Here is a 23,007-nt window from a genome sequence, read left to right on the forward strand (position 1 = left end):
CGCCGTGTCCGTCGGCGACGGCTCGGGTGATCCGGTTGTGACCTCAAGGCCCACATCCGCCCTGCGGTGTCGTCGTTACGACGGTTGCAAGCTCGACACGGCACTGATCGGCTTCACCGTTCGCGGACGGCGACACCCTCGGACGGCTCGATCAACCCGTTCTCACGATGTCCTGTGCAGGTGGGGGTACGGCAGCATGAACCGCGACTTCCAGGGGGGCGGAGGTTATCCGCGCGTGCAGCAGCGTACACATCTGCCTCGTGGGCAGGTGACGTTCTTGTTCACCGATATCGAGGGCTCGACCCGACTGGCCCAGATGCTCGGTGACGGCTACCGGCCGGTGCTCCACGAGCACCGGCGGGTGCTGCGTGCCGTGCTCGCGGCGGCGGGCGGTGTGGAACTGTTCACCGAGGGCGACTCCTACTTCTTCGCCTTCGCCGACGCCTCGACCGCGGTGGAGGCGTGCGCCTGCGCGCAGCGTGCGCTCGAAGCCCACACGTGGTCCGATCCGCAGGCGCAGCCCAAGGTGCGGATGGGGCTCCACACCGGATTCGCGCAGCCGCACGGCGGCGAGTACGCCAGCCCCGAGGTGCACCGCGCGGCCCGGGTCGCCGCGGCGGCGCACGGCGGGCAGATCCTGCTGTCGGCGTCGACCGCGCAGGCCGCGTCCCGCCTGCCCGACCAGGCCTGGCTGCTGGACCTGGGCCTGCACCGGCTGCGCGGCTTCGACGGCCGCGAGCGCCTGTTCCAGCTCGTCGCACCCGAGCTGGAACAGCACTTCCCCCGCCCGCGCACCGAACGCACCGCACCGCACAACCTGCCCAGCCCGCTGACCTCGTTCGTGGGGCGGCATCCGGAGCGCGTCGAACTGGCCGACCTGCTGTCGGCGCACCGGCTGGTGACCGTGGTCGGTGCGGGCGGAGCGGGCAAGTCGCGGCTGGCCGTGGCCGTCGCGCACGACCTCATCGAGTCCTATCCGGACGGCATCTGGAGTGTCGACATCGCCGGTGTCACCGATCCGGGACTGCTCGCCTTCACCGTCGCCACGGTGCTGGGGCTGCGCCCGGAGCCGGGCCGCCCGGTCGTCGAGACGCTGGTCGAGCATGCCTCGACCCGCCGCCTGATGCTGCTGCTGGACACCTGCGAGGCGCATGTGGGCGTCGTCGCGCCGCTGGTGGCCCAGCTGCTGGCCGGCGCGCGCGAGGTGACCGTGCTGGCCACCAGCCGGGAGCCGCTGGGCATCGCGGGTGAGCTGGTCTGGCGCATCCCGCCGCTGTCGCTGGCGCCCGCCGCGGGTGGTGGCGTCAGCGACGCTGTCACGCTGCTGGCCGAGCGCACCGCGGCGGCCCGGGGTGGGCGCGCGGTCGAGCCGGCCGAACTGGCCGACCTGGCCCGGGTGGCGGCCCGCCTGGACGGGCTGCCGCTGGCCATCGAGCTGGCCGCGGCCCGGCTGCGGGTGCTGTCCGGCGGTGAGCTGGCGGCCCGGCTGCACGCCGAGCTGACCGCGGAGGAGAGCGACCCGCTGCAGGCCCTGGACGCCGGGCCGCCGCACTCGGGCGCGCACGCCCGGCACGCCACCATGCAGGCCACGGTGACCTGGTCCTACCGCACCCTGCCGGACGACGCGGCGCGGCTGCTGCGTTGGCTGTCGGTCTTCGCCGGGCCGGTCGGCCTGGCCGGGGTGGAGTCGCTGATGGACGGCGACCCGCTCGGTCCGCTCACCGTGCTGGTGGACAAGTCGCTGGTGCAGGCCGAGCCGGGCGCGCACGGCACGACCTACCGCATGCTCGACCCGATTCGGGGCTACGCCGCCCGGCGGCTGGCCGCGCACGGCGAGGAGGCGGCCGCGCGGGACCGGCACGTCGCCTGGGCGCTGCGCGCGCTGCAGGCGGTCGGGCGCGGGCCGGACGAGCAGCCGGTGACCCTGTCGCTGTACTCGATCGACCCGCTCATCGCCGAGCTGCGCGCCGCGCTGCGCTGGTGCGGCACGGGCGGCAGCGCCCGCTCCGGGCTGCAGCTCTCCTGCGGGCTCGACCAGTGGTGGCGGGAGCGAGGGCTGGCCCGGGAAGGCCGGCTGTGGCTGTTCCGGCTGTACGCCCGCCTGTCCGAGACCGGCGAGCGGGTTCCCGACGCGGAGCTGGCCCGCGCCTACCACGCGCACTCGGGCCACGCCGCCGTCGACGGAGAGTTCGTCGAGGAGCTGCGGTTCAGCCGCCGGGCCGAGGCCGCCGGCCGGCGGGCCGGGGATCCGGGCCTGCTGGCGCGGGTGCTGGCTGGGCGATCGGGCGCGCTGCGCGACGCGGGCAAGCCCGACGACGCCGAGCAGGCCTGCCGTGAAGTGCTCGCCTGGGCGACCCGGTACGACGTAGCGCCGGACGCGCTGTTCGCGGTGTGCAACCTGGCCGAGCTGCTGTGGTTGCGCGGCGCGCTCGATGAGGCCGCCACTCTGCTGGCCGCCTCCCGCCAGCTGGAGCAGCTGCGCCCGGCCGAGCGCGGGCGGCGCACCCTGGACCTGCTGCTGGGCATGGTGGCGCTGCGCAGGGGCGACCTGGTCGCCGCGCACGAGCACCTGACCGTGGCGCTGCGCTCGCGCATGGCGTACGGCTTCCACGGGCGGGCCTGCGTGGCCGTCAAGGCGATGGCGGCCCGGTGTGTGCAGGGCGGGGACGCGACGACGGCGGCGACGCTGTTCGGGGCGGCCGAGTCGACGACGGTACGGCTGCACTGCGGGCCGGGCATCTTCGCCTCGTACTGGACCGCGCAGCAGGAGGCCGCCCGGGCCGCGCTCGGCGACGCGGTGTTCGACGAGGCGTACGCCCGCGGCGCGGCGATGTCGCTGGGGGAGACGGCGTCGCTGGCGCTGGCCGTGGAGCACCCCGATCTCGCGGTGGACTCCAGCCGCTTCGCCGAGCTGCCCAGCGGCTCCTGAACAAACAGACCCCTGACGCAGTCCTGCGCAGCCTTCCCGGAGACGGATCGGGAAGCCTGCGCAGGAACCGCGGGAGCGGGCGTCGTCAGTCGTTCTCGGCGGCGCGGCGCAGCGCGTCGTCCTTGAGCTTCTGTGCCTTGGCGATGTCGGTCTGGCTCACCGCGCCGACGCTGCCGAACTGCTTGACGGCCTGGTAGTAGGTCCAGGCGAGGCTGGTGCAGGCGGGCCGCACGACGACGTTGTACGTCGCGCACTTGCGCTTGAGGTCCTCGTAGAAGGCGCTGTCGATGCGGGCCTTGTTCGCCGAGAACTGGCCCATCGCCTTGTAGTTGCGGTAGTTGAAGTCGTGCCGGTGGCAGGACAGCTTGAAGTCGAAGCCGAGCGGGTTGTCCGGGCTGCTGGAGCAGTAGTCGGTGCTCCAGTCGAAGGCGTACGCCGCCCACGCGCCCTGGTTCTGCCGCGCGCTGTTCCACGCGTTGTAGCTGCTGACGCTGGTCTGGCTCCAGCTGGACATCACGGAGAGCTTCTCGGCGGGGGTGACCGCCGCGGCCGGCGAGGAGATCGCGAGAACGGCGATCATCGCGGCTGCGGGGGCGAGCAGCATGCGCAGGCGGGACATGGCTTCACCTCGGCGAATAGGGTTCGTCAGGGGTTCAACGAGCCGGTGGCCCGATGCGGGGGTGAGCATCGGTGGAGCTGAATGTAGTCGTTGCGCCCATGTTTCGGAAGTGTTGATTTTTCAGGCGCTGCAAGGGGATGCAACCCCGCTGCCCGGCGCTTACGTCCCCTGCCTGGAGACGACGGGAAGGGACGACGTGAACCGCGAGGACGAACCGGAGTACCGGGAGTACGTGGCGGCACGGCTGGAGAGCCTGCGGCGCATCGCGTTCCTGCTCTGCCACGACTGGCACGCCGCCGACGATCTGGTGTCGACGGTGCTGCTGAAGCTCTACCGGTCCTGGTCGCGGGTCCGCCGGGCGGACAACGTCGACGCCTACGTGCGCGGCATGCTGACCAACGCCTGGCTGGACGAGCGGCGGCGGCCGTGGCGGCGCGAGCGGCCGGAGGCGTTACTGCCCGAGGTCGCGGCCGCACCGGACGAACCGGGGGACCGCAGCGGCATCGGCCGGCTGCTGCGCTCGCTCGGTCCACGGCAGCGGGCGGTGGTGGTGCTGCGCTTCTACTGCGACCTGTCGGTCGAGCAGACCGCGAGCCTGCTCGGCATCTCCGAGGGAACCGTGAAGAGCCAGTCGGCTCGGGGGCTCGAGACCCTGCGTGGCCTGGCAATCGAGGCGAATGCAGAGGGACGGCTATGAACGACTACCGAGACACCCTGGACGAGTACGCGGGCACCGCCCCGCGTACCGCCATCGACATCGACGACCTGGTCCACCGGGGCAGGCGGGCCCAGCGGGGCCGCCGGATCGCGGCCGCCTCGGGGGGCCTGCTCCTGTCCGCGGCGGCGATCCTGTCGACGGTCAGTCTGCTCGGGCCGGCGGCGCACGGGCCGCAGTTGCCGGTGGCGGCCTCCACGGCAGCCTCCGCACCCGCGTCGGCGGAGATGCCGGACCAGCGGGCGCAGCGGCTGCTGGAGGTGCTCAAGGCGGCGATCACCCGGGAGGCCCCCGGGGTGACGGGGTTGGAGACGCTGCGCCGGCAGATGCACGTGTGCAGCCCGGGTGCGACGCCGCCCGCAAGGCTCGCACCCTACGACGCCGCGACGTTCGACACGGCCTGCCCGGCCGATTCCAGGCTGCACCGGCTGCGCCTGGAGAACTTCGACTGGCTGGGGCAGCTCACCATCGGCGAGGTCACCACGACGGTGCGCATCCACGTCGGTGCGGTTCCCGCCGAGGACCCGTCAGGCGAGCCGGAGCTGATGCCCGAGCTGGGGCGCAAACTGCCCGGTGGCGGTGCGGGGGTGCCCAGCGCGCCGGCCGTGGCGGTGATGGCCAGCGAGGTGGTGGTGCAGGCGGTGAAGCCGGACGGGACGCTGTTCTTCGTCGGGCACCCGGAGAAGCACACGCTGCCCTGGATCGAGCTGTGGAAGGCCGTGGCGGTGGACCCGGCGTTGCACCTCTGACCCATACGGGAAAGGGCGCCCGCCGGGTCTCGGCGGGCGCCCTTCACTGACGCGCACGCGAAGGGGTGCGTGCGCTACCCCCGGATCAGGGGACGAAACGGGCCGGGCTGGGCAGGCTCTCGTTGTAGAGCCGGTCCAGCGAGGTGACGAAGTACGTGTAGCGCTGGCCGGGCACCGCGGTGGTGTCCGTGAACTCGGTGCCCCGGGTCGTCGCGACCAGGTTCGTCGCGTCGGCGAAGTCGCAGGCGCTCGGCAGGATCCGCAGGCCGTTGACGCGGTAGACCGCGTACGACGCGGCCTGGCCGAACGGGCCCGCCCCGTCGGCCAGCGGCTGCCACTTCAGCGCCACCCCGGCGTCGCCGCGGTCGGCCTTGGTGACGACCGGGAACAGCAGCGGCTTGCTGGGCAGGTGCGACATGGTCGGTACCAGGGCCGGCTTGCTGTAGTGGTCGGCGGCGTACACGTCGGTGGCGCCGATCCGGTTGGCCCGCACCTGCACCGCGCTGAAGTGCACGTTTCCGGCGACGTTGTAGTCGCGGTTGAAGGTGAGGTGCTTGCTCATCTCGGTCGGGTCGAACCAGGCGGCCGGCTGCCCGGCCGTGGCGATCTTGTAATCGGCCTGGCCGATGTAGAGCTGCGTGTTCGTGCCCGCGACCACGTCGGACCACCACGGCACGAGCTTGGCGTAGTCGGCCACGGCCAGCCCGATGTTCCAGTAGATCTGCGGCACGATGTAGTCCAGCCAGCCCTCCTTGACCCACTTGCGGGTGTCGGCGAAGTTGGCGTCGTAGGACTGGGTGCCGTTGGTCTCCGAGCCCAGCGGGTCGGCGGCCTTGTTGCGCCAGATGCCGAACGGGCTGACCCCGAACTTCACCCACGGCTTGGCGGCCTTGATGCGCTGGCTCATCTCGTGCACCAGCAGATCGATGTTGTTGCGCCGCCAGTCCGCCTTGCTGGCGAAGCCGGCCCCGTACTGCTCGAAGGTGGCCTGGTCGGGGAAGTCCTGGCCGGCCGCCGGGTACGGGTAGAAGTAGTCGTCGAAGTGCACGCCGTCGATGTCGTAGTTCTCGACCGCGTGCATCATCGCGTCCTGCACGTACTGGCGTACCTCCGGGATGCCCGGGTTGTAGTAGAGCCGGCTGCCGGCCGCGTTGACCGGGTAGGCCAGCGCCCAGTCCGGGTGCACCCGCGCCGGGTGGCCGGGGGCGAGGTTGTTGACGTCGGTGCCCGCGCCCAGACCGCTGGCGCTGGTCGGCATGGAGATGCGGTACGGGTTGAACCAGGCGTGGAACTCCAGGTTGCGGGCGTGCGACTCGGCGACCAGGAAGGCCAGCGGGTCCCAGCCCGGCCCGACGTTGTCGCGCTTGCCGGTCAGCCACTCCGACCAGGGCTCGTAGGGCGAGGGCCAGAACGCGTCCGCGGTGGGGCGGATCTGCACCACGACGGCGTTGTGGTTGAGCCGCTGGGCGAGGTCGAGCCAGCCGCGGTACTCGGCCTTGAGCTCCTCCTCGGCCTTGCCGGGGGCGCTCGGCCAGTCGATGTTGACCACGCTGGCGATCCACATCGCCCGCAACTGCCGCTTGGGCAGCGCGGGGTTGAGCGTGCACTCCGTCGCGTCCGGCGCGGCCGCCGGCGCAGAGGACAGCGGGTCTGCCTGCGCGCCGCCGGGCACCAGCAGCGCGCCGAGCAGCGCTGTCGCGGCCGCGGCCGCGATCAGTCTCATGCGCATGAGAATTCCTCCAGTAGCAATGTGCAGTCCGAAGAAAACTTTCATTCTCCGGCCAAGAACGCAAGTGGCTCGATGGGTACGGTTCCCGAGGACTTCTCATCTGCCGCTACCATCTGGCGAACGGTGACAGCGTGTCGCCGGCCACACGTGGGGAGTTGACATGTCCTACTCCGACTACGGTTCGCGGCGCGACGAGCCGGAGGGTCACCCGACGGACCCGTGGCGGCGTTCGGGCGGGGACGACGGGCACGGCCAGCCGCCGTCGGCCCCGACCTCCGGCACCAATGGCACATATCCCCAGCAATACGGCTATCCCCAGCAAAACAGTGGTTATCCACAGCAGTCGGGTTATCCACCGACCGGAGGTTATCCACAGGACGGCGGGTACGCCGGATCCGGCGGTTACGGCGGCGGGCAGGCTCAGCAGGGCCCTGGCGGATACCCCTCCCAGGGCGGATATCCGCAGGCAGGGGGCTATTCGCAGCAGGACCGGCCGGGTGCCCAGGGTGGTTATCCACAGCAGGGTGGGTACGGTCGCCAGGACGGCGGTTACCCACAGCATGGTGATGGTTACCCACAGCAGGGTGGGTACGGCCAGGGCGGATATCCACAGCAGGGTGGGTACGGTGCACAGGCCGGTCAGGGCGGCTACCCGCAGCAGGGCGGTTATCCCCAGCAGCAGTCGTACGGTCAGCCCGCGGCCTATGGCAGGCCCGCGGGGCAGGGCGGCTACCAGGACGGCTACGCCCAGCAGGGCGGCTTCCTGGGCGACGTGAGCGTCGACGACGATCCGTTCGCCGGCCACGAGCCGCGCAGCAAGCGCCGCTACGAGCCCGATCCGCCGTACAAGAAGTCCCGCAAGGGCCTGTGGATCACGCTCGTGGTGCTGCTGGTGCTGTGCGGCGGCGGAGCCGGCGGCGGCTACTTCTTCCTCAAGGACTTCATCAGCGAGGCCGCGGACACGGTCGAGCAGGCCGCGAGCATCTCGGTGAAGGAGCCGACGCAGCTCGGCGGGCGGGAGAAGAGCGCCGAGCCCGACCTGGTGAAGGCGGCCGACGAGCTGAAGACCCAGATCTCCAAGGAGATGCCCGGGGCGACCGCCTCCGTGGCGGCCTTCTACGGCGACGTGAAGTCCAAGAACATGGCGATGGTCTTCGCCATGGCGATGATCAACCCGAAGCCGGACGTGGCGTTCGACGAGTTCACCAAGTCGATGACGGAGGGCTCGAAGATCACCGAGCAGTGGGTGGCGGTCGAGCCAGGCCCGCTGGGCGGCATCGCCAAGTGCGCGGCGCTGACCATGGACAGCAGCCAGGTCGCCATCTGCGTCTGGGCCGACAAGGGCAGCCTGGGATCGATCATGTACTTCGACAAGAAGGTCGCCGACGTGAAGGCCAAGTTCGCCGCCGAGCGCGGCCAGCTGGAGACCAAGACCGAGCCGGAGTCCTGAACCACGGCAGACGAAAACGCCGCCCGCGATCGGTCACGGGCGGCGTTTTCGCATGTCAGCCGGTTACAGGATGGTCCAGGTGTCGCCGGAGTTGAGCAGGGCGGCCAGGTCGGCCTCGGGCTCGCCGGCCTTCGCCTTCGCCGCGTCGAGCTGGTTGCGCACCAGCTCGTCGTAGGACGGGCGGCGCACCGAGCGGAACACGCCCACCGGGGTGTGCCGCAGGTCCGGCCCGGCCAGCCGGGACAGCGCGAACGCGTACGCCGGGTCCTCGGCGTGGGCGTCGTGTGTGAGCACCTCGCCCGCGTCGACCTTGTCCGCCTCGCTCACGGCCAGGCCGAAGCTGCCCGCCGGGTGCGTGACCACGTGGGAGCCGTCCTTGCCGAACGTGATCGGCTGCCCGTGCTCCAGCCGGATCAGGTAGGCGTCGCGCGTCTCGGGGTCCTTGAGCACCTCGAACGCGCCGTCGTTGAAGATGTTGCAGTTCTGGTAGATCTCCACGAACGCCGAACCCTGGTGCTCGGCCGCCTGACGCAGCACCGACTGCAGGTGCTTGCGGTCGGAGTCGATGGTGCGGGCGACGAACGAGGCCTCCGCGCCCAGCGCCAGCGAGATCGGGTTGAACGGCGCGTCCGAGGAGCCGGTCGGCGTCGACTTGGTGATCTTGCCGATCTCGCTGGTGGGCGAGTACTGCCCCTTGGTCAGACCGTAGATCTTGTTGTTGAACAGCAGGATCTTGATGTTGACGTTGCGGCGCAGCGCGTGGATCAGGTGGTTGCCGCCGATGGACAGCGCGTCGCCGTCACCGGTCACCACCCACACGGTCAGGTCCGGGCGCGACACCGACAGGCCGGTGGCGATCGCCGGGGCGCGCCCGTGGATCGAGTGCATGCCGTACGTGTTCAGGTAGTACGGGAAGCGCGAGGAGCAGCCGATGCCCGACACGAAGACCGTGCGCTCGCGAGGGATGCCCAGCTCGGGCAGGAAGGTCTGCATCGCGGCCAGGATCGCGTAGTCGCCGCAACCCGGGCACCAGCGCACCTCCTGGTCGGACTTGAAGTCCTTCGCCGACAGCTGGACCGGCACCGCGTTAGACATTCTTGATCACTTCCTCGAGCATGGTCTCCAGCTGGGTGGAGGTGAAGGGAAGCCCGCGCACCTGGTTGTAGCCGACGACGTCGATCAGGAAGCGCGCCCGGATCACGTGGGCGAGCTGGCCCAGGTTCATCTCGGGGATGACCACCTTGTCGTACGACGCCAGCACCTCGCCCAGGTTCTTCGGCAGCGGGCTGAGGTGCCGCAGGTGGGCCTGCGCCACGTTCACCCCGCGCTGGCGCAGGGCCCGCGACGCCGCCCCGATCGGGCCGTACGTCGAGCCCCAGCCCAGCACCAGTACCTTCGCCTCGCCGGACGGGTCTTCGACCTCGATGTCCGGCACGTCGATCGCCTCGATGCGGGCGGCCCGGGTGCGCACCATGAAGTCGTGGTTGGCCGGGTCGTAGGAGATGTCACCGGTCTTGTCGGCCTTCTCCAGGCCGCCGATGCGGTGCTCCAGTCCCGGCGTGCCCGGCACGGCCCACGGCCGCGCCATGGTCTCCGGATCGCGCAGGTACGGGTAGAACTTGCCGTCCTCGCCGTTCGGGCCGCTCGCGTACTCGACGCGCAGGTCGGGCAGCTCGCTGATCTCCGGCAGCAGCCACGGCTCGGAGCCGTTGGCGACGTAGCCGTCCGACAGCAGGATGACCGGGGTGCGGTACTTCAGCGCGATCCGGCAGGCCTCGATCGCGGCGTGGAAGCAGTCCACCGGGGACTGCGCGGCCACGACCGCGACGGGCGCCTCGCCGTGCCGGCCGAACAGCGCCATGTTCAGGTCGGCCTGCTCGGTCTTGGTCGGCAGACCCGTCGACGGGCCGGCCCGCTGCACGTCCACGATCACCAGCGGCAGCTCCAGGGCCACCGCGAGCGAGATCGTCTCGCCCTTGAGCGCCACACCCGGGCCGCTGGTCGTGGTGATGCCCAGCGCGCCGCCGTACGCCGCGCCCAGCGCGACGCCGATCGCGGCGATCTCGTCCTCGGCCTGCACCGTGGTCACGCCGAGCTTCTTGTGCTTGCTCAGCTCGTGCAGGATGTCCGACGCCGGGGTGATCGGATAAGCCCCCAACAGCACCGGCAGCTTCGCCTTCACGCCCGCGGCGACCAGGCCCAGGGCGAGCGCGGTGTTGCCGGTGATGTTGCGGTAGTTGCCCGGGGCCATCTGCGCCGGCGGCACCTCGTAGCGCACCGCGAAGCCCTCGGTGGTCTCGCCGAAGTTCCAGCCCGCGTTGAAGGCGGCCTTGTTCGCGGCGACCAGCTCGGGGCGGGCGGCGAACTTACGCTCCAGGAAGTGCATCGTGGACTCGTGCGGCCGCGAGTAGAGCCAGCTCAGCAGGCCCAGCGCGAACATGTTCTTGGCCCGCTCGGCGTCCTTCTTGCTCACCGGGTGCTCGGCCAGCGCGCCTACGGTCATGCTGGTCAGCCCGACCTTGTGCACGTCCCAGCCGGCCAGCGAGTCGTCCTCCAGCGGGTTGCTGTCGTAGCCGACCTTGGCCAGGTTGCGCTTGGTGAACTCGTCGGTGTTGACGATGATCGTGCCGCCCTTGGGCAGGTCGGCGATGTTCGCCTTGAGCGCCGCCGGGTTCATCGCCACCAGCACGTTCGGCGCGTCGCCGGGCGTGAGGATGTCGTAGTCGGCGAAGGCGACCTGGAAACTCGACACGCCGGGCAGCGTGCCGGCGGGCGCGCGGATCTCCGCCGGGAAGTTCGGCAACGTCGAGATGTCGTTGCCGAGCTGGGCGGTCTCCGACGTGAACCTGTCGCCGGTGAGCTGCATGCCGTCGCCCGAGTCACCCGCGAAGCGGATCACCACCCGGTCGAGCTGGTGGATCTCCTTGGCGGGATGCCCGTGCTCGCTGAGCTGACCGGCCTGCCCGGCGCCCTCACGATGTTCGGCCACTGGACGCGACCTCCTGCTGGGGTGGTGTGCTGTTACGTCTCGATTAAGGTCAGCCTACGTCGGAGGTAGGGAATAGCGTTGACACGGCCCCCCCGGTGAATCCATGCGGAACGTGATAAAGACGACAGCACTTTGGGAGACGGGTCGCGCATATCACTGGTCCGTCCCACAGAGTGGCATCGCAGCGGCTATTCGGCGAACAATGTGCCATTCCACGCGTACGTCCGGTCCGTGCCGACGCCGCCGGACGCCGGGCCCGACGAGACGCGCAGGCCTTCGGCGGTCACCCGCCAGTGGCTGACGGTGTGCCCGGCGGGGGTCGGCACCCTGGCCACGGCCAGCCAGCCGTCCGGGGCGGTGTCGAAGACGACGAGGTTGTGCCCCGGCTGCACGTCGGACGTGGCATTCGGCGTGTCGTCGGGCGCGCATGCCACCAGCAGCACCAGATACGGCCGCCGGTCCGGCAGCAGCCGCGGCAGGTAGGGGCCATTGGAGGGCGTGCCGGGCACCAGGCTCCACTCGCGGTCGCCGGCCGCGGCGATGCCCTCGGCGTCGAACACCGGCCGCACCGGCCCGCTGGGCGCGGGCAGCCCGGCGCAGTCCACCTGGTCCGCGATGCCGGTCAGGTCCAGGCGGCGGCCCTCCACCGTCGGCAGGACCGGCGGGTATTGGCTCGACACGTCCTGCCCGGCGAACGCCTTGCCGGTCCAGCGGAACCCGTATGCCATGCCCATCAGGTAGTCCCGCGGCCCGGTGTGCCACGGGTGCATCTCGGTGTAGAGCACCTGGTCGGCCACCCAGACGCTGGTGAACAATGCGCCCCGCTCGCCCGGCAGGCCGAGCGCGCGCAGCGCCCCGTCCGTCGCCCGTTCCACCACCAGCAGGCGCGAGGAGCCGTCGCCACTGTCCTCCTCGCCCGACAGGCAGTAGGCGTGCAGCACCGCCTCGGCCGCGCCGTCCCCGGTGAGATCGCCGTAGGCGGCCGGTTCGCGGTCCAGGTAAAGCTGCGGCCAGCCGCCGCCGCTGGTGATGACCGGTTCCCCGGTGCGCCCGTCGACCTCGCGGAAGGTCAGCCGCCCGGAGGGGCACCCGGGTGAGGCCGGGACGGTCACCACGGCCGTGCGCCAGTCGACGTCCAGGATCGGGTCTCCCGCGTCGACCGGGCGCACCGGTCCCGGGCTCGGCGGCGGCGCGCTGGGCAGGGACACGCTCACGCTCGGGCTCGGGGTCTGCGCCGGAGGTGGCGGCTGGTGCCCGCCGAACCGGATCACCTGCAGCGCGAACACCGCGACCAGCGCGCAGGCGGCCGCGGTCGCGGTCGCGATCGCCCCACGGCGGCGGCGGCGCTGCCGGTCGCCGCGCTGCCGCACGTCCTGCGGGGGCACGGGCTCGCCGCCGGCGCCCGAGTGCTCGCCGAGCAGGGCCGCCAGTTCGGTGCGCCCGCGGTGCAGCCAGGACTTGACCGTCCCGGCGGGCACGCCCATCTCCCGGGCCACCTCGGCCACCGGCAGGTCGACGAGGTGGTGCAGCACGATCGCCTGGCGCTGGTCCATCGGCAGCGCGCGCAGCGCGGTCACCAGTGCCACGTGCTCCGGATCCGCCGCCGGCACCTCAGCGGGACGCTGGCGCACCAGGTGCGCGGCGGCCACCCTCAGCTGGCGCCAGCGGGACCGGGCCAGGTTGACGGTCACCCGGTACACCCAGGCGGGCGGGTTGTCGTAGCGGGAGATCTCGGCCCAGCGCTGCCAGGCGCGGCAGTACGCCTCCTGGGCGAGGTCCTGTGCCTGCTCCCGGTCGCCGGTCAGCCCGAACGCGACGGCCACGGTGCCGGCGTAGTGCGCCTGGTAGAAGGCGTCGAAGTCGGCGGCGTCGAGGGCACGCCGGGCAGCGGGTCGCGGCGTGCGGGCAGACAGCGGCGCGGGCGTCGCCGGGGGCGGGACGGACATCGTCATGCAGGGTCACACACGATGCCCCGCCGCCCGGTTGCATGAATCCCAACTGTTACCGCCAGACGTTAGGCTGCGGTCGTGAACGGTTACCTCGACGCGTACGCGACGGTGGCGTTGCTGCTGCTCGTCGGTGTGCTGATCATCGGTGGGGCGTACACGGCGAACCGGCTGCTGCGCCCGTCGCGGCCCAGCGCGGCCGAGGGCAAACTCGACACGTACGAGTGCGGCCTCGACCCGGTCGAGGGCGGCTGGGCGCAGATGCAGATTCGTTATTACGTCTACGCGTACCTGTACGTGCTGTTCGCCGTCGAGGCGGTCTTCCTGTTCCCATGGGCAGTCGTCTATGTCAAGGCGGGGCTCGCGGTGGTCCTGGAGATGGCCGTGTTCGTGACCGTGCTGGCATTGGGCCTGCTCTACGCCTGGCGGAAGAACGCGCTGCGCTGGCTCTGACCGCGTGCGCATTTCGGTATCCGCCCGGCCGAGCGCTGCGCTACCCGCCGGTAATGAGCCGGATGGATCCCGTGCCACGGGCCGGACAGCTCGGGTGGCAGGGTCGCGCTGGAGCGCCCTTCGTGCCACGATCGTGGGCATGGGCAACGTGCTGCTGCTGATCGTCGTCGCGCTCACCGTGGGCGCCGTGGTGTTCGGGGTGATGACGCTGGTCACCGGGGGTGACCCAGGTCTGGCGCCGGCCGAACCGGACGAGCGAGCCACTCCGCTGCCCGCCGACCGCCCGCTCGTCGAGGGCGACGTGTCCCGGGCGACGTTCGACCCGGCCTGGCGCGGATACCGGATGGCGCAGGTCGACCAGACGCTGCGCCGGCTGGCGTACGACATCGGCTACAAGAGCGAGCTGATCCAGGTGCTCGAAGCCGAGGTCACCGCGCTGCGCGAGGGCCGCGTCGAGGACGCCGACACGCTGGCCCGCGCCCGCGCCAGTGCGCTGGGCGTGGTCACCGCGACCCCCGTCGACGAGAACACCATTGACGTCACCGACGAGACCCCCGTCGAGGACGCCGCCCCGGCCGAGCTCGACGCGACCGCCGAGCAGACCGGCGACGAGCCCGCCGACGAGGTCGACCAGGAGACCGACCCGGCCCCCGCCGTGGTGGGCGAGGCACCGGCCGGCGAGCCGGTCCGGCGGTGACGGCGGGCGATCCCGCCGCGCCCGGCGCGGGTGAGGTCACCGCGACGATCATCGTGGCCGCGCCCGCGGAGCGGGTGTTCGCCGCGTTCATGGCGTGGGAGCGGCAGAGCGACTGGATCCCGCTGACCAAGGTGCGGGTGGTCGAGGGCGACGGCGGCGAGGGCACCGTGATCGAGGCGATCACCGTGGCCGGCCCGGCCGTGCTGCGCGACGAGATGCGCGTGGTCAAAGTGGACCCGCCGTACGAGGTGCGGGTCGTGCACCAGGGCAAGGTGCTGCGGGGCCCCGGGGTCATGCGGTGCACCCCGATGGCCGGCGACCGCACCCAGGTGGTCTGGCACGAGTGGTTCCACCTGCCCGGCGGCGTCGCGGGCCGACTGGCCTGGCCGCTGCTGTGGCCCGGCTCCAAGGTCAGCCTCAAGCAGGCCCTGAAGCGCTTCGCCAAGATGGTCGAGTCCGGCCGCCTGCCCTGACGGCTCCATGATCGCCCGACTTGCCTGGCAGGTGTGCGAATGGGCGTCCAAGATACGCACGGTTGCCCGGCAAGTCGGACGATCTTGAGAGGTCACTCGATCCGGACGGCCCGTGGGGCGGCCGGGGAGGGGACGGGCCTCGGGGCGGGCAGCGCGCCGGGGGACCAGCCGGGGCCGCGGAGCAGGGTCGGCAGCCATTCGCGTACGCGGCGGGTGCGCAGGTCGCGGAAGATGGCGGCGTACTCGTGGTAGGCGACGCGCAGCGGGTTGTAGGTCGTGATGTTCTTGGTGAGGCCGTAGATCGGGCGCTCGGTCTCCGGGGCGAACGAGCCGAACAGGCGGTCCCAGATGATCAGGATGCCGCCGAAGTTGCGGTCGAGGTAACCGCCCTGCGAGGCGTGGTGCACCCGGTGGTGCGACGGGGTGTTGAAGACGAACTCGTACGGCCGCCACATCTTGTCGATGCGCTCGGTGTGGATCCAGAACTGGTAGACCAGGTTGATGCCGCCGCAGAAAGCGGTGATCGCGGGGTTGACCCCGACCGCGGCCAGCGGCAGGTAGAACAGGAACCCGGTGAAGCCGGTCCACGACTGGCGCAGCGCGGTGGACAGGTTGAACGTCTGCGACGAGTGGTGCACCACGTGCGAGGCCCACAGCAGGCGGATCATGTGGTGGCCGCGGTGCGACCAGTAGTAGCAGAGGTCCTGCGCGATGAGGAACAGCGGCAGCGCCCACCAGTGGAACTCGATGCGCAGCGGCGTGAGCAGGTAGATCGCGCTGGTCGCGGCGGCGGTGCCGATGCCCCAGAGCACGTCCCAGCCGAGGCTGCCCAGGCCCATGCTCAGGCTCGTCGCGGTGTCCTTGCCGCCGTAACCGACCTCGTCGTCGTCGGGATGGAACCAGTAGGACACGCGTTCGAGGACCATGAGCAGAATGAACAGCGGCACCGAGTACAGCACCACCGGTGGGAAGGCCGGGAGCTCCATGGGTTCCGAAGGCTATTCGCGTTCCAGTAAGGGGGCAAGAGGGTGAGCGACCTCATCATGGGCGAGGACGGGCTGGCGCGTTGCGCGTGGTCGGCCGGAGCGCCGGAGTACCGCGCCTACCACGACCAGGAGTGGGGCACCCCGCTGCGCGGCGACGACGCGTTGTTCGAGCGGGTGAGCCTGGAGGCGTTCCAATCCGGCCTGTCCTGGATCACGATCCTGCGCAAGCGGCCCGCGTTCCGGGCGGCGTTCGCCGGGTTCCACCTGGAGAGCGTCGCCGCGTTCGGGCCGGCCGACGTGGAGCGGCTGCTGGGCGACGCCGGGATCGTGCGCAACCGGTCCAAGATCGAGGCGACGCTGCACAACGCGCGGGTCGCGCTGGAGCTGCCTGGCGGCCTGAGCGCGCTGCTGTGGTCGTACGCCCCGGAGCCCGGCAGCCGCCCCCGCCCCGCCGGACGGGCCGACGTGCCCGCCACCTCCGCGGAGTCCATGGCGATGGCCAAGGACCTCAAGAAGCGCGGGCTGCGGTTCGTCGGACCCACTACCGCGTACGCGCTCATGCAGGCCACCGGCATGGTCGACGATCACCTGGCAGGCTGCCACGTCGCCGCGCGAACGCTGTGATGGGATGAGCGGGTGAGCGGGAAGTGGCTGGTCAGTGTGGCGTTGCCGATCGAGGCGGAGTCGGCGGAGGAGGCGGTCCGGGAGTACTGGCGGTATGTCACCGAGCTGGGCCCGGACGAGTTGCCCGCGTACGTGTCCCCGGCGGGGGACGAGCTGCAGATGACGGCGTACGTCACCGACGGCGTCGCCCCCCTCGACCCTGAAGAGGACTAGCGGCCCTCGAACACCGGCTTGCGCTTGTTGACGAAGGCGTCGGTGGACTCGCGGTGGTCGGCGGTGCCGCCCGAGCGCTGCTGCGCCGCCAGCTCGACCAGCAGGGCGTCGGCCAGCGTGCCGGTCGCGCCGTGCAGCAGCTCGCGCTTGATCTGCCCGTACGCCACCGTCGGGCCGGCCGCCAGCCGGGCCGCCAGCTCCTGCGCCACCGGCAGCACCTGCTCGTCGTCCTCGGTGAGCCTGGTCAGCAGCCCGAGCCGCTGCGCCTCGTCGGCCTTCACCGGCTCGGCGAGCAGCAGCAGCTCGGCGGCCTTGGCCGCGCCGACCATCCGGGGCAGGGTCCACGACACGGCGGTGTCGGCGGCCAGGCCCACCCGGGCGAAGGCCATCAGGAACGACGTCGACGGGCCGCCGACGCGCAGGTCGGACAGGAACGCCAGGCCCGCGCCCGCGCCCGCGGCCGGTCCGCGCACCGCGGCGATCACCGGTTTGGGCAGCTCGGCCAGGGCCAGGGCCAGCGGGTTGTAATGCTTCTCGACGGTGTCCAGGGGAGCCTTGCCGCCCATCGCGGCCATGTGCTCACGCAGGTCCTGCCCCACACAGAAGCCCCGGCCCGCGCCGGCCAGCACCACCGCGCGGCACGCCGGGTCATCGGCCAGTTCCAGGAACGTCTCCCGCAGCGCCTCCTTGAGCGCGATGTCGAGCGAGTTGAGGGAGTCGGGGCGGTTCATGGTGACGGTGACGACGCCCTCGGCGCGGTCGACGAGCAGCGGTGCGGACATCAGCTCTCCCTGAGGCAGTGGTCGACGAAACGGTCGGCGGCGGGCCGCAGCCGGGCGGCCTGCCGGTCGAAGAAGGCGGCCGCGGCGGTGCCCGGCCAGTCCGGCGGCAGCAGCGAGGCGGGCAGCTGCGGGTCGCGGAACAGGAACGCGCGCCAGGCGTGCACCAGGGCGCACCGGGCCGCGTACGCGGTGCGGTCGTCGGCCAGCCGGGTGATCGCGCCGACCACCGGCGTGAGCTGCGCCACGAACCCGGCGTACGAGGCGCCCACGGCCGGCACGTTCCACGCTCTCATGATCAGCTCGCGGGCGCCGGTATCCCCGCCGGTGTGCGCCGCGGAGAAGCGCTCGAAGCGCACCCCGGCGTCGGCCAGCAACTGGTCGACCTCGCCCGCGGGCCGGGCGGCCAGCCAGACGCCGGTCTCCAGCCGCCCGTAGCCGAGGAAGGTCAGCTCGGCGGCGAGGCGGTCGCGCTCGGTGCGTGCTTCCGGGGCGGAGATCACCAATAGGTCGAAATGCCCGTCCCAGGAGCTGCGGCCGGTCCGGTAGATGCGGGCGGCGGCCTCGTCGAGGCGGCGTACGGCTCGCGGGGTGAGCTGGTAGCCCGGTCCGGCGGGCAGTCGCACCGGGGCGAGCCATCCTTGTCGCACCATGCGGGACACCGCGGTACGTACTGCCGGTGCGGCGATTCCCAGCGGCGCGAGCAGCCGGATCAGGGCCGCGATGGTGGCCCGGCCACCACGTTGCCGCAGGTGATCGCCGTAGAGGTCGAAGAGTGCGGAACGGGCCTGCATGAGGGGTGATTGTGACAGATGTGAACTGTGCTGGCGAGATGATGTCACACCGTGACCGGCCCGGTTTGGGCTTAGCGGAGTCCATCAGGGAAAATCATTGGTCGGCACCCGTTCGTGTGGCCCCACCCAACCACACGCGGTGTGCCGGACGGCGTACGAAGACGGCGCGTCGCGGGCAGGCTGCATCGGCAGCCGTCGCGAGGTTTCGTCGGCGGAGCAGGCGGGGAGACCCGCCAAGTCTTGCATTCCACCCGGGTGCAGGTCTGGCAAGTCTGAGGGGAGACACACATGGCGGCGATGAAGCCGCGGACGGGCGACGGTCCGCTGGAGGTCACCAAAGAGGGCCGGGGAATCGTCATGCGCGTGCCGCTGGAAGGCGGCGGGCGGCTTGTGGTGGAGATGACACCAGACGAGGCCACCGCTCTCGGCGAGGCCCTCAAACTGGCCGTCGGCTGACATCGGGACCGGCCGGGCACCACCCCGGCCGTCCAACCCATCCCTCGCGGCATCACGTGCCACGCCCCGCGCGTGGTGCGCAGCCACCACACCCCCATTGCATCACCCACTCCTGACCAGCGGGCACGTGTCCTGGACCCCGGTATGTCGCGCGGCGGCGCGGCTCCACCGGGGCGGCACGGGCCGCACCTCCGTCGCGGTCGGCGCCGGAGGTGGCGCGATAGGGTCAGGCGGTCGGCGGCCGGTGGGGCGTCGGCGGCACAGCCAGTGAAGGGGCAGGGATGATCTCGATTCGACTGGACGGCGCGGCGGATCTCGCCGGAACCGTCGCGTGCCCGGTGGGCACCGCCGAGGGCGAGTCCGCGGCGGGCACACCGCTCGCGGTGCTGCCCTCCGACGTCGCCGCCGAGGTGGACGCATTCCTCGCCGCGACCGAGCACAAAGGCTCGGCCGGGGCCCTGCAGACGCTGCCGCGGCCGCTGCGCGAGCCGTCGAAGGTGCTGCTGGCCGGGGTCGGCTCCGGTGACGAGGCGGGCTGGCGGGCGGCCGGCGCCGCGCTGGCCCGTGCCGCAGCCAAGGAGTCCGTGCTCACCGTGCTCGCTCCCGCCGACCTGACCGACGCGGCGCTGCGCGGCCTGGCCGAAGGCCTGTGGCTGGCGTCGTACCGGTTCCGCGTCGCGGCGGAGAAGCCCGAGGCCGCGCCGAAGCTGGCCGAGGTCGTCGTCGCCGTCGAGGCCACCCCCGAGCGGGCGGCCGCGCTCGCGGCCACCCGCATCGTGGCCGGGCACACCCGGTTCGCCCGGGACCTCACCAACACCCCGTCGCTGACCAAGACGCCGGAATGGTTCGTTCGCCAGGTGCGCGAGCGGGCCCGCGACGGCGTGACGGTCACCGTGCGCGAGCGCGAGCAGCTGGAGGCCGAGGGCTTCGGCGGCATCCTCGCCGTCGGCGGCGGCTCGGTGAACGAACCCCGCCTGCTGGAGCTGAGCTGGTCGCCCGCGGACGCGACGACTCACGTGGTGCTGGTCGGCAAGGGCATCACGTACGACACCGGTGGCATCGACATCAAGCCCAACGACGCCATGCAGCTGATGCGCAAGGACATGGGCGGCGCGGCCGCGGTCGTCGGCGCGCTGCTCGCCGTCGCCGACCTGGGCCTGCCGGTGCGCGTCACCGCGCTCGCCCCGCTGGCCGAGAACATGGTCTCCGGCAGCGCCTGGCGCTCCGGTGACGTGGTCACCCACTACGGCGGGCTCACCTCCGAGGTGCGCAGCACCGACGCCGAGGGCCGGGTCGTGCTCGGCGACGCCATGGCCTACGCGGTGGAGAACCTCGGCCCCGACCTGCTGATCGACCTCGCCACGCTGACCGGGGCCTCCCGGATCGCGCTCGGCAAGAAGACCGCCGCGCTGTTCAGCGCCAACGAGGAACTGATCGGCGGCTTCACCGCGGCCGGTGCCGCGGCCGGGGAGCCGGTGTGGCGGCTGCCGCTGGCGGAGGAGTACGCCGGGGACGTGTCGTCCGACATCGCCGACCTGGACAACGCGGCGGGCAACCCGGGGACCATCACGGCCGCGCTCTACCTGCGCGAGTTCGCGGGCAGCCTGCGCGACCGGTGGGTGCACATCGACATGTCGTCGCCGGCCTGGTCCGCGTCCCCGGACGCCGAACTCACCAAGGGCGCGACCGGCTGGGGCGTACGCACCCTCGTCCGCTGGCTCACCACCGTCTCCTGACCCGCCGCGCTCCGCGCGCCCGCGCTCCGCGCCCGCACCCCGCTTCTGATCGACGTTGGCCTATCACATCGAATCCGAGTAGCGATTTTTCGATGTGATAGGCCAACGTCTATGCAAAACGGGTCGGTCAGGCGTCAGGCCTTGACGGCGGAGAGGAGGCCCTCGCCCAGGGGGAGCAGGGCGGGGTGCCAGAGGTCGCTGTCGCGGACGGCGTACGCCAGGTCGCGGACCGTGAAGACGTCGCGGCCGCTGGTCAGGACGCCGTGCAGGACCACCACGCCGCCGGGACGCAGCAGCCGGGCGGCGGCCTCCATGAACGCGGCGTACTCGGTCGGGTCGGCGTCGACGAAGATCAGGTCGTAGGCGCCGTCGGCGAGCCGGGGGAGCACCTCCAGCGCCCGGCCGGTGATCACCCGGGCCCGGGAGGCGGAGAAGCCGGCCTCGGTGAACAGCCGCCGCGCCATGCGCTGGTGCTCGGACTCGCGGTCGATGGTGGTCAGCACGCCGTCGGCGCGCATCCCGCGCAGCAGCCACAGGCCGCTGACCCCGGTGCCGGTGCCGATCTCGACGACCGCCTTCGCGGCACAGGCCCCGGCGAGCATGCGCAGTGCCGCGCCGACCGCCGGCGCGACCGGCTGCAGACCCACCTCGACGGCCAGTCCGCGGGCCGTCTGCGCGATCACGTCTTCGGGGACGAACGACGCGATGAAGTCGCCTGCGCTACCGGGCTGGCGATGCAGCGTCGTCATGGGGCACCTTCCGTGAACAGTGATTTTTCACGTTGAAACCGTGCCATCCTGAAACCGGGAACGGGACGGAGGGCTGGTTCAGTGACCGACGGCTGGGGTTATCGCCGGCCGGATGACGACGACTGGACGGCAGCGCAGCAGACGCCGCCGGCCGTCGCACCTCCGGCGTCGTTTTGGTGGTCCGATGCGCTCAACGATCCGTGGCGCGATCCGCACTCGCCGGTGGCGCTCGTGCCACCCGCCGAGCGCGCGCACGCGCCCGAGCCGGAGCCGTTGGCCGAGCCCGACCATACCCGACGTCGTACGTTGTGGACAGTCGCCGGAGCGGCCGTCCTCGCGGGCGTACTGGCCGGGGTGCTCGGCGGCGCGATGGGCGTGCGCTTCAGCGACGACCGCCAGACCGCCCGCTCGATCCTCGGTTCGACCGCCTCCCCGCCGCAGCGCGCCCCCGAGTCGCTGGCCGCCGTGGCCAGCCTGCTGCTGCCCAGCGTGGTCACCGTGCGGGTGCCGGTGGACGGCAGCGTGTCGCTCGGCTCGGGCTTCGTGGCCAGCGCCGACGGCCACATCATCACCAACGACCACGTGGTGTCCGGCAGTTCCGGGGTGGTGAGCGTCATATTCGACGACGGCACCAGCTCTCCGGCGAAGGTGATCGGCTCCGACCCCGAGTCGGACGTCGCGGTCCTCCAGGTCAAGCGGCCGGAGCTGCACCCGGCGATGCTGGGCGACTCCGACGCGGTCGCGGTGGGCGACGCCGTGGTGGCGATCGGCTCACCGCTGGCGCTGCGCGGCACCGTCACCGCGGGCATCGTCAGCGCGCTGGACCGCCCCATCGCCACGGACGCCGAGAACGGCACGACCAGGTACTACGCCGCGATCCAGACCGACGCCGCGGTCAACCACGGCAACTCGGGCGGCCCGCTGGTCGACGCCGCGGGACAGGTCGTCGGGATCAACGCCGTGATCAAATCGATGGCGGGCAGCGAGGAGTCGGCCGGCAACATCGGCCTCGCCTTCGCTATCCCGATCAACCACGCCCGCCGGGTCGCCGAGGAGATCATCTCCGCGGGCCGGGCGCACCGTACGGTGATCGGCGCGGAGGTCGAGGAGTCGTTCCGCGGCCCGGCCGGCGGGGTGCGCCTGGGCGAGGTCACGGCCACCGGACCGGCCGCCGAGGCGGGCCTGCGCACGGGTGACGTGGTGACCAGCTTCGACCGCCGGCCGCTCAGCGAGCCCACGGACCTCATCGCACTTGTGCGGAAAACTGCACCGGGTGAGGTGGTCGAAGTGACCTACAAACGGGGTTCTACCAGCCACAACGCTGCCGTGACACTCGTCGCTGACGCCGACTGAGGGGTGGCCTGTCCGGCCGTCGCACACGTACCCTTGCGACGGCGGCCACAGTCGGGAGGTAGCGGTGTTCGAGAACCTGGGCACACCGGAGTTCATTGCGCTCCTGCTGCTCGCGCTGTTGATCTTCGGCGAGCGGTTGCCCAAGGTCATCAGTGACGGCATGCGGATGCTGCGCGGCCTGCGCGCCATGGCGACCAACGCCACCGGCGACCTGAGCAAGGAACTCGGCACCGACATCAAGCTCGAGGACCTCAACCCGAAGGCCTTCGTCCGCAAGCACCTGCTCAGCGAGGAGGACGAGGCCGCCCTCCGCAAGCCGCTGACCGGCATGTACGACGAGCTCCGGGGCGAGCTGAGCAACGCCGGCAAGCTGGCCGCCGAGACCAAGGCCAACGTCAACGCCATGGCCTCCGCCACCCCCACCGGCGCATCCTCGACCCCCGCGACCCCCATCGCGGCCCGCTTCGACGACGCCACCTGACCCACCCCGTCCCACCGGGCGCCGGGACGTCCCCGCCCTTACTGCGACAACTCTTAAAGACTCGCGGCCTCAGAGAGCTTCTGAGGC

At 71.7% G+C, this 23,007-nt stretch carries 21 protein-coding genes and 1 pseudogene; 13 read left to right on the forward strand and 9 right to left on the reverse strand.

The genetic code is table 11. The features are described from left to right. Nucleotides 1–235 precede the first annotated feature (235 nt). Complete coding sequence (locus tag AB0B66_RS19645; RefSeq protein WP_360531333.1) at nucleotides 236–2,929, forward strand: adenylate/guanylate cyclase domain-containing protein; 2,694 nt, start codon at nucleotides 236–238, stop codon at nucleotides 2,927–2,929. Between the two features lie 85 nt (nucleotides 2,930–3,014). Here the strand turns inward: AB0B66_RS19645 and AB0B66_RS19650 are convergent, their stop codons facing one another. Then, nucleotides 3,015–3,548, reverse strand: a complete 534-nt coding sequence (locus AB0B66_RS19650) for a phospholipase (protein WP_360531336.1) — start codon at nucleotides 3,546–3,548, stop codon at nucleotides 3,015–3,017. A gap of 196 nt (nucleotides 3,549–3,744) precedes the next feature. Between AB0B66_RS19650 and AB0B66_RS19655 the strand changes: the two genes are divergently transcribed. Together AB0B66_RS19655 and AB0B66_RS19660 are read left to right on the forward strand one after the other, a co-directional pair. After that, nucleotides 3,745–4,245 carry a SigE family RNA polymerase sigma factor gene (locus AB0B66_RS19655; RefSeq protein WP_360531339.1) on the forward strand — a complete coding sequence of 167 codons (501 nt, stop codon included), beginning with the start codon at nucleotides 3,745–3,747 and terminating at the stop codon, nucleotides 4,243–4,245. Then, nucleotides 4,242–5,012 carry a hypothetical protein gene (locus AB0B66_RS19660; protein ID WP_360531342.1) on the forward strand — a complete coding sequence of 257 codons (771 nt, stop codon included), beginning with the start codon at nucleotides 4,242–4,244 and terminating at the stop codon, nucleotides 5,010–5,012. The genes AB0B66_RS19655 and AB0B66_RS19660 overlap by 4 nt, the downstream gene beginning before the upstream one ends. Before the next feature lie 85 nt (nucleotides 5,013–5,097). On the opposite strand, the gene AB0B66_RS19665 is transcribed toward AB0B66_RS19660, so the two are convergent. Continuing rightward, nucleotides 5,098–6,741: a family 10 glycosylhydrolase gene (locus tag AB0B66_RS19665; protein ID WP_360531345.1), complete on the reverse strand. Its 1,644-nt coding sequence runs from the start codon at nucleotides 6,739–6,741 to the stop codon at nucleotides 5,098–5,100. Between the two features lie 160 nt (nucleotides 6,742–6,901). On the opposite strand from AB0B66_RS19665, the gene AB0B66_RS19670 reads away from it, so the two are divergent. Beyond that, the gene (locus tag AB0B66_RS19670) at nucleotides 6,902–8,191 is read left to right on the forward strand and encodes a hypothetical protein (RefSeq protein ID WP_360531348.1); all 1,290 of its coding nucleotides are present in this window, start codon (nucleotides 6,902–6,904) and stop codon (nucleotides 8,189–8,191) included. Between the two features lie 63 nt (nucleotides 8,192–8,254). Here AB0B66_RS19670 and AB0B66_RS19675 read toward each other — a convergent pair whose 3' ends face one another. From AB0B66_RS19675 to AB0B66_RS19685, 3 genes are all read right to left on the reverse strand, one after another. Then, on the reverse strand, nucleotides 8,255–9,286 hold the full coding sequence (locus tag AB0B66_RS19675) for a 2-oxoacid:ferredoxin oxidoreductase subunit beta (protein WP_360531351.1): 1,032 nt from the start codon (nucleotides 9,284–9,286) through the stop codon (nucleotides 8,255–8,257). Beyond that, nucleotides 9,279–11,111 (reverse strand): 2-oxoacid:acceptor oxidoreductase subunit alpha, encoded by a 1,833-nt coding sequence (locus tag AB0B66_RS19680; RefSeq protein WP_203691330.1) that lies wholly within the window; start codon nucleotides 11,109–11,111, stop codon nucleotides 9,279–9,281. Before AB0B66_RS19680 ends, AB0B66_RS19675 begins: the two co-directional genes overlap by 8 nt. A gap of 257 nt (nucleotides 11,112–11,368) precedes the next feature. After that, nucleotides 11,369–13,126, reverse strand: a complete 1,758-nt coding sequence (locus tag AB0B66_RS19685) for a SigE family RNA polymerase sigma factor (RefSeq protein ID WP_360531354.1) — start codon at nucleotides 13,124–13,126, stop codon at nucleotides 11,369–11,371. An 81-nt stretch (nucleotides 13,127–13,207) separates the two neighbouring features. Here AB0B66_RS19685 and AB0B66_RS19690 point away from each other — a divergent pair, with 81 nt between their 5' ends. From AB0B66_RS19690 to AB0B66_RS19700, 3 genes are all read left to right on the forward strand, one after another. Beyond that, nucleotides 13,208–13,579, forward strand: a complete 372-nt coding sequence (locus AB0B66_RS19690) for an NADH-quinone oxidoreductase subunit A (protein ID WP_360531357.1) — start codon at nucleotides 13,208–13,210, stop codon at nucleotides 13,577–13,579. Between the two features lie 139 nt (nucleotides 13,580–13,718). Continuing rightward, entirely contained in the window at nucleotides 13,719–14,276 is a 558-nt protein-coding gene (locus AB0B66_RS19695) for a DivIVA domain-containing protein (RefSeq protein WP_360531360.1), read from the forward strand. Further along, nucleotides 14,273–14,749, forward strand: a complete 477-nt coding sequence (locus AB0B66_RS19700) for an SRPBCC family protein (RefSeq protein ID WP_360531363.1) — start codon at nucleotides 14,273–14,275, stop codon at nucleotides 14,747–14,749. The genes AB0B66_RS19695 and AB0B66_RS19700 overlap by 4 nt, the downstream gene beginning before the upstream one ends. 92 nt (nucleotides 14,750–14,841) lie before the next feature. Here AB0B66_RS19700 and AB0B66_RS19705 read toward each other — a convergent pair whose 3' ends face one another. Continuing rightward, nucleotides 14,842–15,735 carry a sterol desaturase family protein gene (locus AB0B66_RS19705; RefSeq protein WP_360531365.1) on the reverse strand — a complete coding sequence of 298 codons (894 nt, stop codon included), beginning with the start codon at nucleotides 15,733–15,735 and terminating at the stop codon, nucleotides 14,842–14,844. Between the two features lie 42 nt (nucleotides 15,736–15,777). Here AB0B66_RS19705 and AB0B66_RS19710 point away from each other — a divergent pair, with 42 nt between their 5' ends. Both AB0B66_RS19710 and AB0B66_RS19715 read left to right on the forward strand, forming a co-directional pair. After that, the gene (locus tag AB0B66_RS19710) at nucleotides 15,778–16,359 is read left to right on the forward strand and encodes a DNA-3-methyladenine glycosylase I (RefSeq protein WP_360531368.1); all 582 of its coding nucleotides are present in this window, start codon (nucleotides 15,778–15,780) and stop codon (nucleotides 16,357–16,359) included. 24 nt (nucleotides 16,360–16,383) lie between these two features. Further along, nucleotides 16,384–16,572 (forward strand): annotated as a pseudogene (locus AB0B66_RS19715) (hypothetical protein); the annotation flags it as partial. Here AB0B66_RS19715 and AB0B66_RS19720 read toward each other — a convergent pair. Both AB0B66_RS19720 and AB0B66_RS19725 read right to left on the reverse strand, forming a co-directional pair. Beyond that, the gene (locus tag AB0B66_RS19720) at nucleotides 16,569–17,354 is read right to left on the reverse strand and encodes an enoyl-CoA hydratase-related protein (RefSeq protein WP_360531371.1); all 786 of its coding nucleotides are present in this window, start codon (nucleotides 17,352–17,354) and stop codon (nucleotides 16,569–16,571) included. The pseudogene AB0B66_RS19715 and the gene AB0B66_RS19720 sit on opposite strands and share 4 nt — an antisense overlap. Further along, nucleotides 17,354–18,145 (reverse strand): PaaX family transcriptional regulator C-terminal domain-containing protein, encoded by a 792-nt coding sequence (locus AB0B66_RS19725; RefSeq protein ID WP_360531374.1) that lies wholly within the window; start codon nucleotides 18,143–18,145, stop codon nucleotides 17,354–17,356. Before AB0B66_RS19725 ends, AB0B66_RS19720 begins: the two co-directional genes overlap by 1 nt. Before the next feature lie 288 nt (nucleotides 18,146–18,433). On the opposite strand from AB0B66_RS19725, the gene AB0B66_RS19730 reads away from it, so the two are divergent. Both AB0B66_RS19730 and AB0B66_RS19735 read left to right on the forward strand, forming a co-directional pair. After that, on the forward strand, nucleotides 18,434–18,601 hold the full coding sequence (locus AB0B66_RS19730; RefSeq protein WP_120317235.1) for a DUF3117 domain-containing protein: 168 nt from the start codon (nucleotides 18,434–18,436) through the stop codon (nucleotides 18,599–18,601). Nucleotides 18,602–18,882: 281 nt separating this feature from the next. Beyond that, nucleotides 18,883–20,337, forward strand: a complete 1,455-nt coding sequence (locus tag AB0B66_RS19735; protein WP_360531377.1) for a leucyl aminopeptidase family protein — start codon at nucleotides 18,883–18,885, stop codon at nucleotides 20,335–20,337. Between the two features lie 134 nt (nucleotides 20,338–20,471). Here the strand turns inward: AB0B66_RS19735 and AB0B66_RS19740 are convergent, their stop codons facing one another. After that, nucleotides 20,472–21,086, reverse strand: coding sequence for an O-methyltransferase (locus tag AB0B66_RS19740; protein ID WP_360531380.1), 615 nt, complete (start codon nucleotides 21,084–21,086; stop codon nucleotides 20,472–20,474). An 81-nt stretch (nucleotides 21,087–21,167) separates the two neighbouring features. Between AB0B66_RS19740 and AB0B66_RS19745 the strand changes: the two genes are divergently transcribed. Together AB0B66_RS19745 and AB0B66_RS19750 are read left to right on the forward strand one after the other, a co-directional pair. Further along, nucleotides 21,168–22,439 carry a trypsin-like peptidase domain-containing protein gene (locus AB0B66_RS19745; protein ID WP_203691226.1) on the forward strand — a complete coding sequence of 424 codons (1,272 nt, stop codon included), beginning with the start codon at nucleotides 21,168–21,170 and terminating at the stop codon, nucleotides 22,437–22,439. A 64-nt stretch (nucleotides 22,440–22,503) separates the two neighbouring features. Then, the gene (locus AB0B66_RS19750; protein ID WP_360531384.1) at nucleotides 22,504–22,920 is read left to right on the forward strand and encodes a hypothetical protein; all 417 of its coding nucleotides are present in this window, start codon (nucleotides 22,504–22,506) and stop codon (nucleotides 22,918–22,920) included. Nucleotides 22,921–23,007: the final 87 nt, after the last annotated feature.

It is taken from the genome of Catellatospora sp. NPDC049111, assembly GCF_040648615.1.
GTDB lineage: Bacteria > Actinomycetota > Actinomycetes > Mycobacteriales > Micromonosporaceae > Catellatospora > Catellatospora aurea.

Coding starts and splice junctions, on each gene's coding strand:
- AB0B66_RS19650 (WP_360531336.1), bottom strand. CDS start 3,548: ATGTCCCGCCTGCGCATGCTGCTCGCCCCCGCAGCCGCGATGATCGCC.
- AB0B66_RS19660 (WP_360531342.1), top strand. CDS start 4,242: ATGAACGACTACCGAGACACCCTGGACGAGTACGCGGGCACCGCCCCG.
- AB0B66_RS19665 (WP_360531345.1), bottom strand. CDS start 6,741: ATGCGCATGAGACTGATCGCGGCCGCGGCCGCGACAGCGCTGCTCGGC.
- AB0B66_RS19670 (WP_360531348.1), top strand. CDS start 6,902: ATGTCCTACTCCGACTACGGTTCGCGGCGCGACGAGCCGGAGGGTCAC.
- AB0B66_RS19675 (WP_360531351.1), bottom strand. CDS start 9,286: ATGTCTAACGCGGTGCCGGTCCAGCTGTCGGCGAAGGACTTCAAGTCC.
- AB0B66_RS19685 (WP_360531354.1), bottom strand. CDS start 13,126: ATGTCCGTCCCGCCCCCGGCGACGCCCGCGCCGCTGTCTGCCCGCACG.
- AB0B66_RS19695 (WP_360531360.1), top strand. CDS start 13,719: ATGGGCAACGTGCTGCTGCTGATCGTCGTCGCGCTCACCGTGGGCGCC.
- AB0B66_RS19705 (WP_360531365.1), bottom strand. CDS start 15,735: ATGGAGCTCCCGGCCTTCCCACCGGTGGTGCTGTACTCGGTGCCGCTG.
- AB0B66_RS19720 (WP_360531371.1), bottom strand. CDS start 17,354: ATGTCCGCACCGCTGCTCGTCGACCGCGCCGAGGGCGTCGTCACCGTC.
- AB0B66_RS19725 (WP_360531374.1), bottom strand. CDS start 18,145: ATGCAGGCCCGTTCCGCACTCTTCGACCTCTACGGCGATCACCTGCGG.
- AB0B66_RS19730 (WP_120317235.1), top strand. CDS start 18,434: ATGGCGGCGATGAAGCCGCGGACGGGCGACGGTCCGCTGGAGGTCACC.
- AB0B66_RS19735 (WP_360531377.1), top strand. CDS start 18,883: ATGATCTCGATTCGACTGGACGGCGCGGCGGATCTCGCCGGAACCGTC.
- AB0B66_RS19740 (WP_360531380.1), bottom strand. CDS start 21,086: ATGACGACGCTGCATCGCCAGCCCGGTAGCGCAGGCGACTTCATCGCG.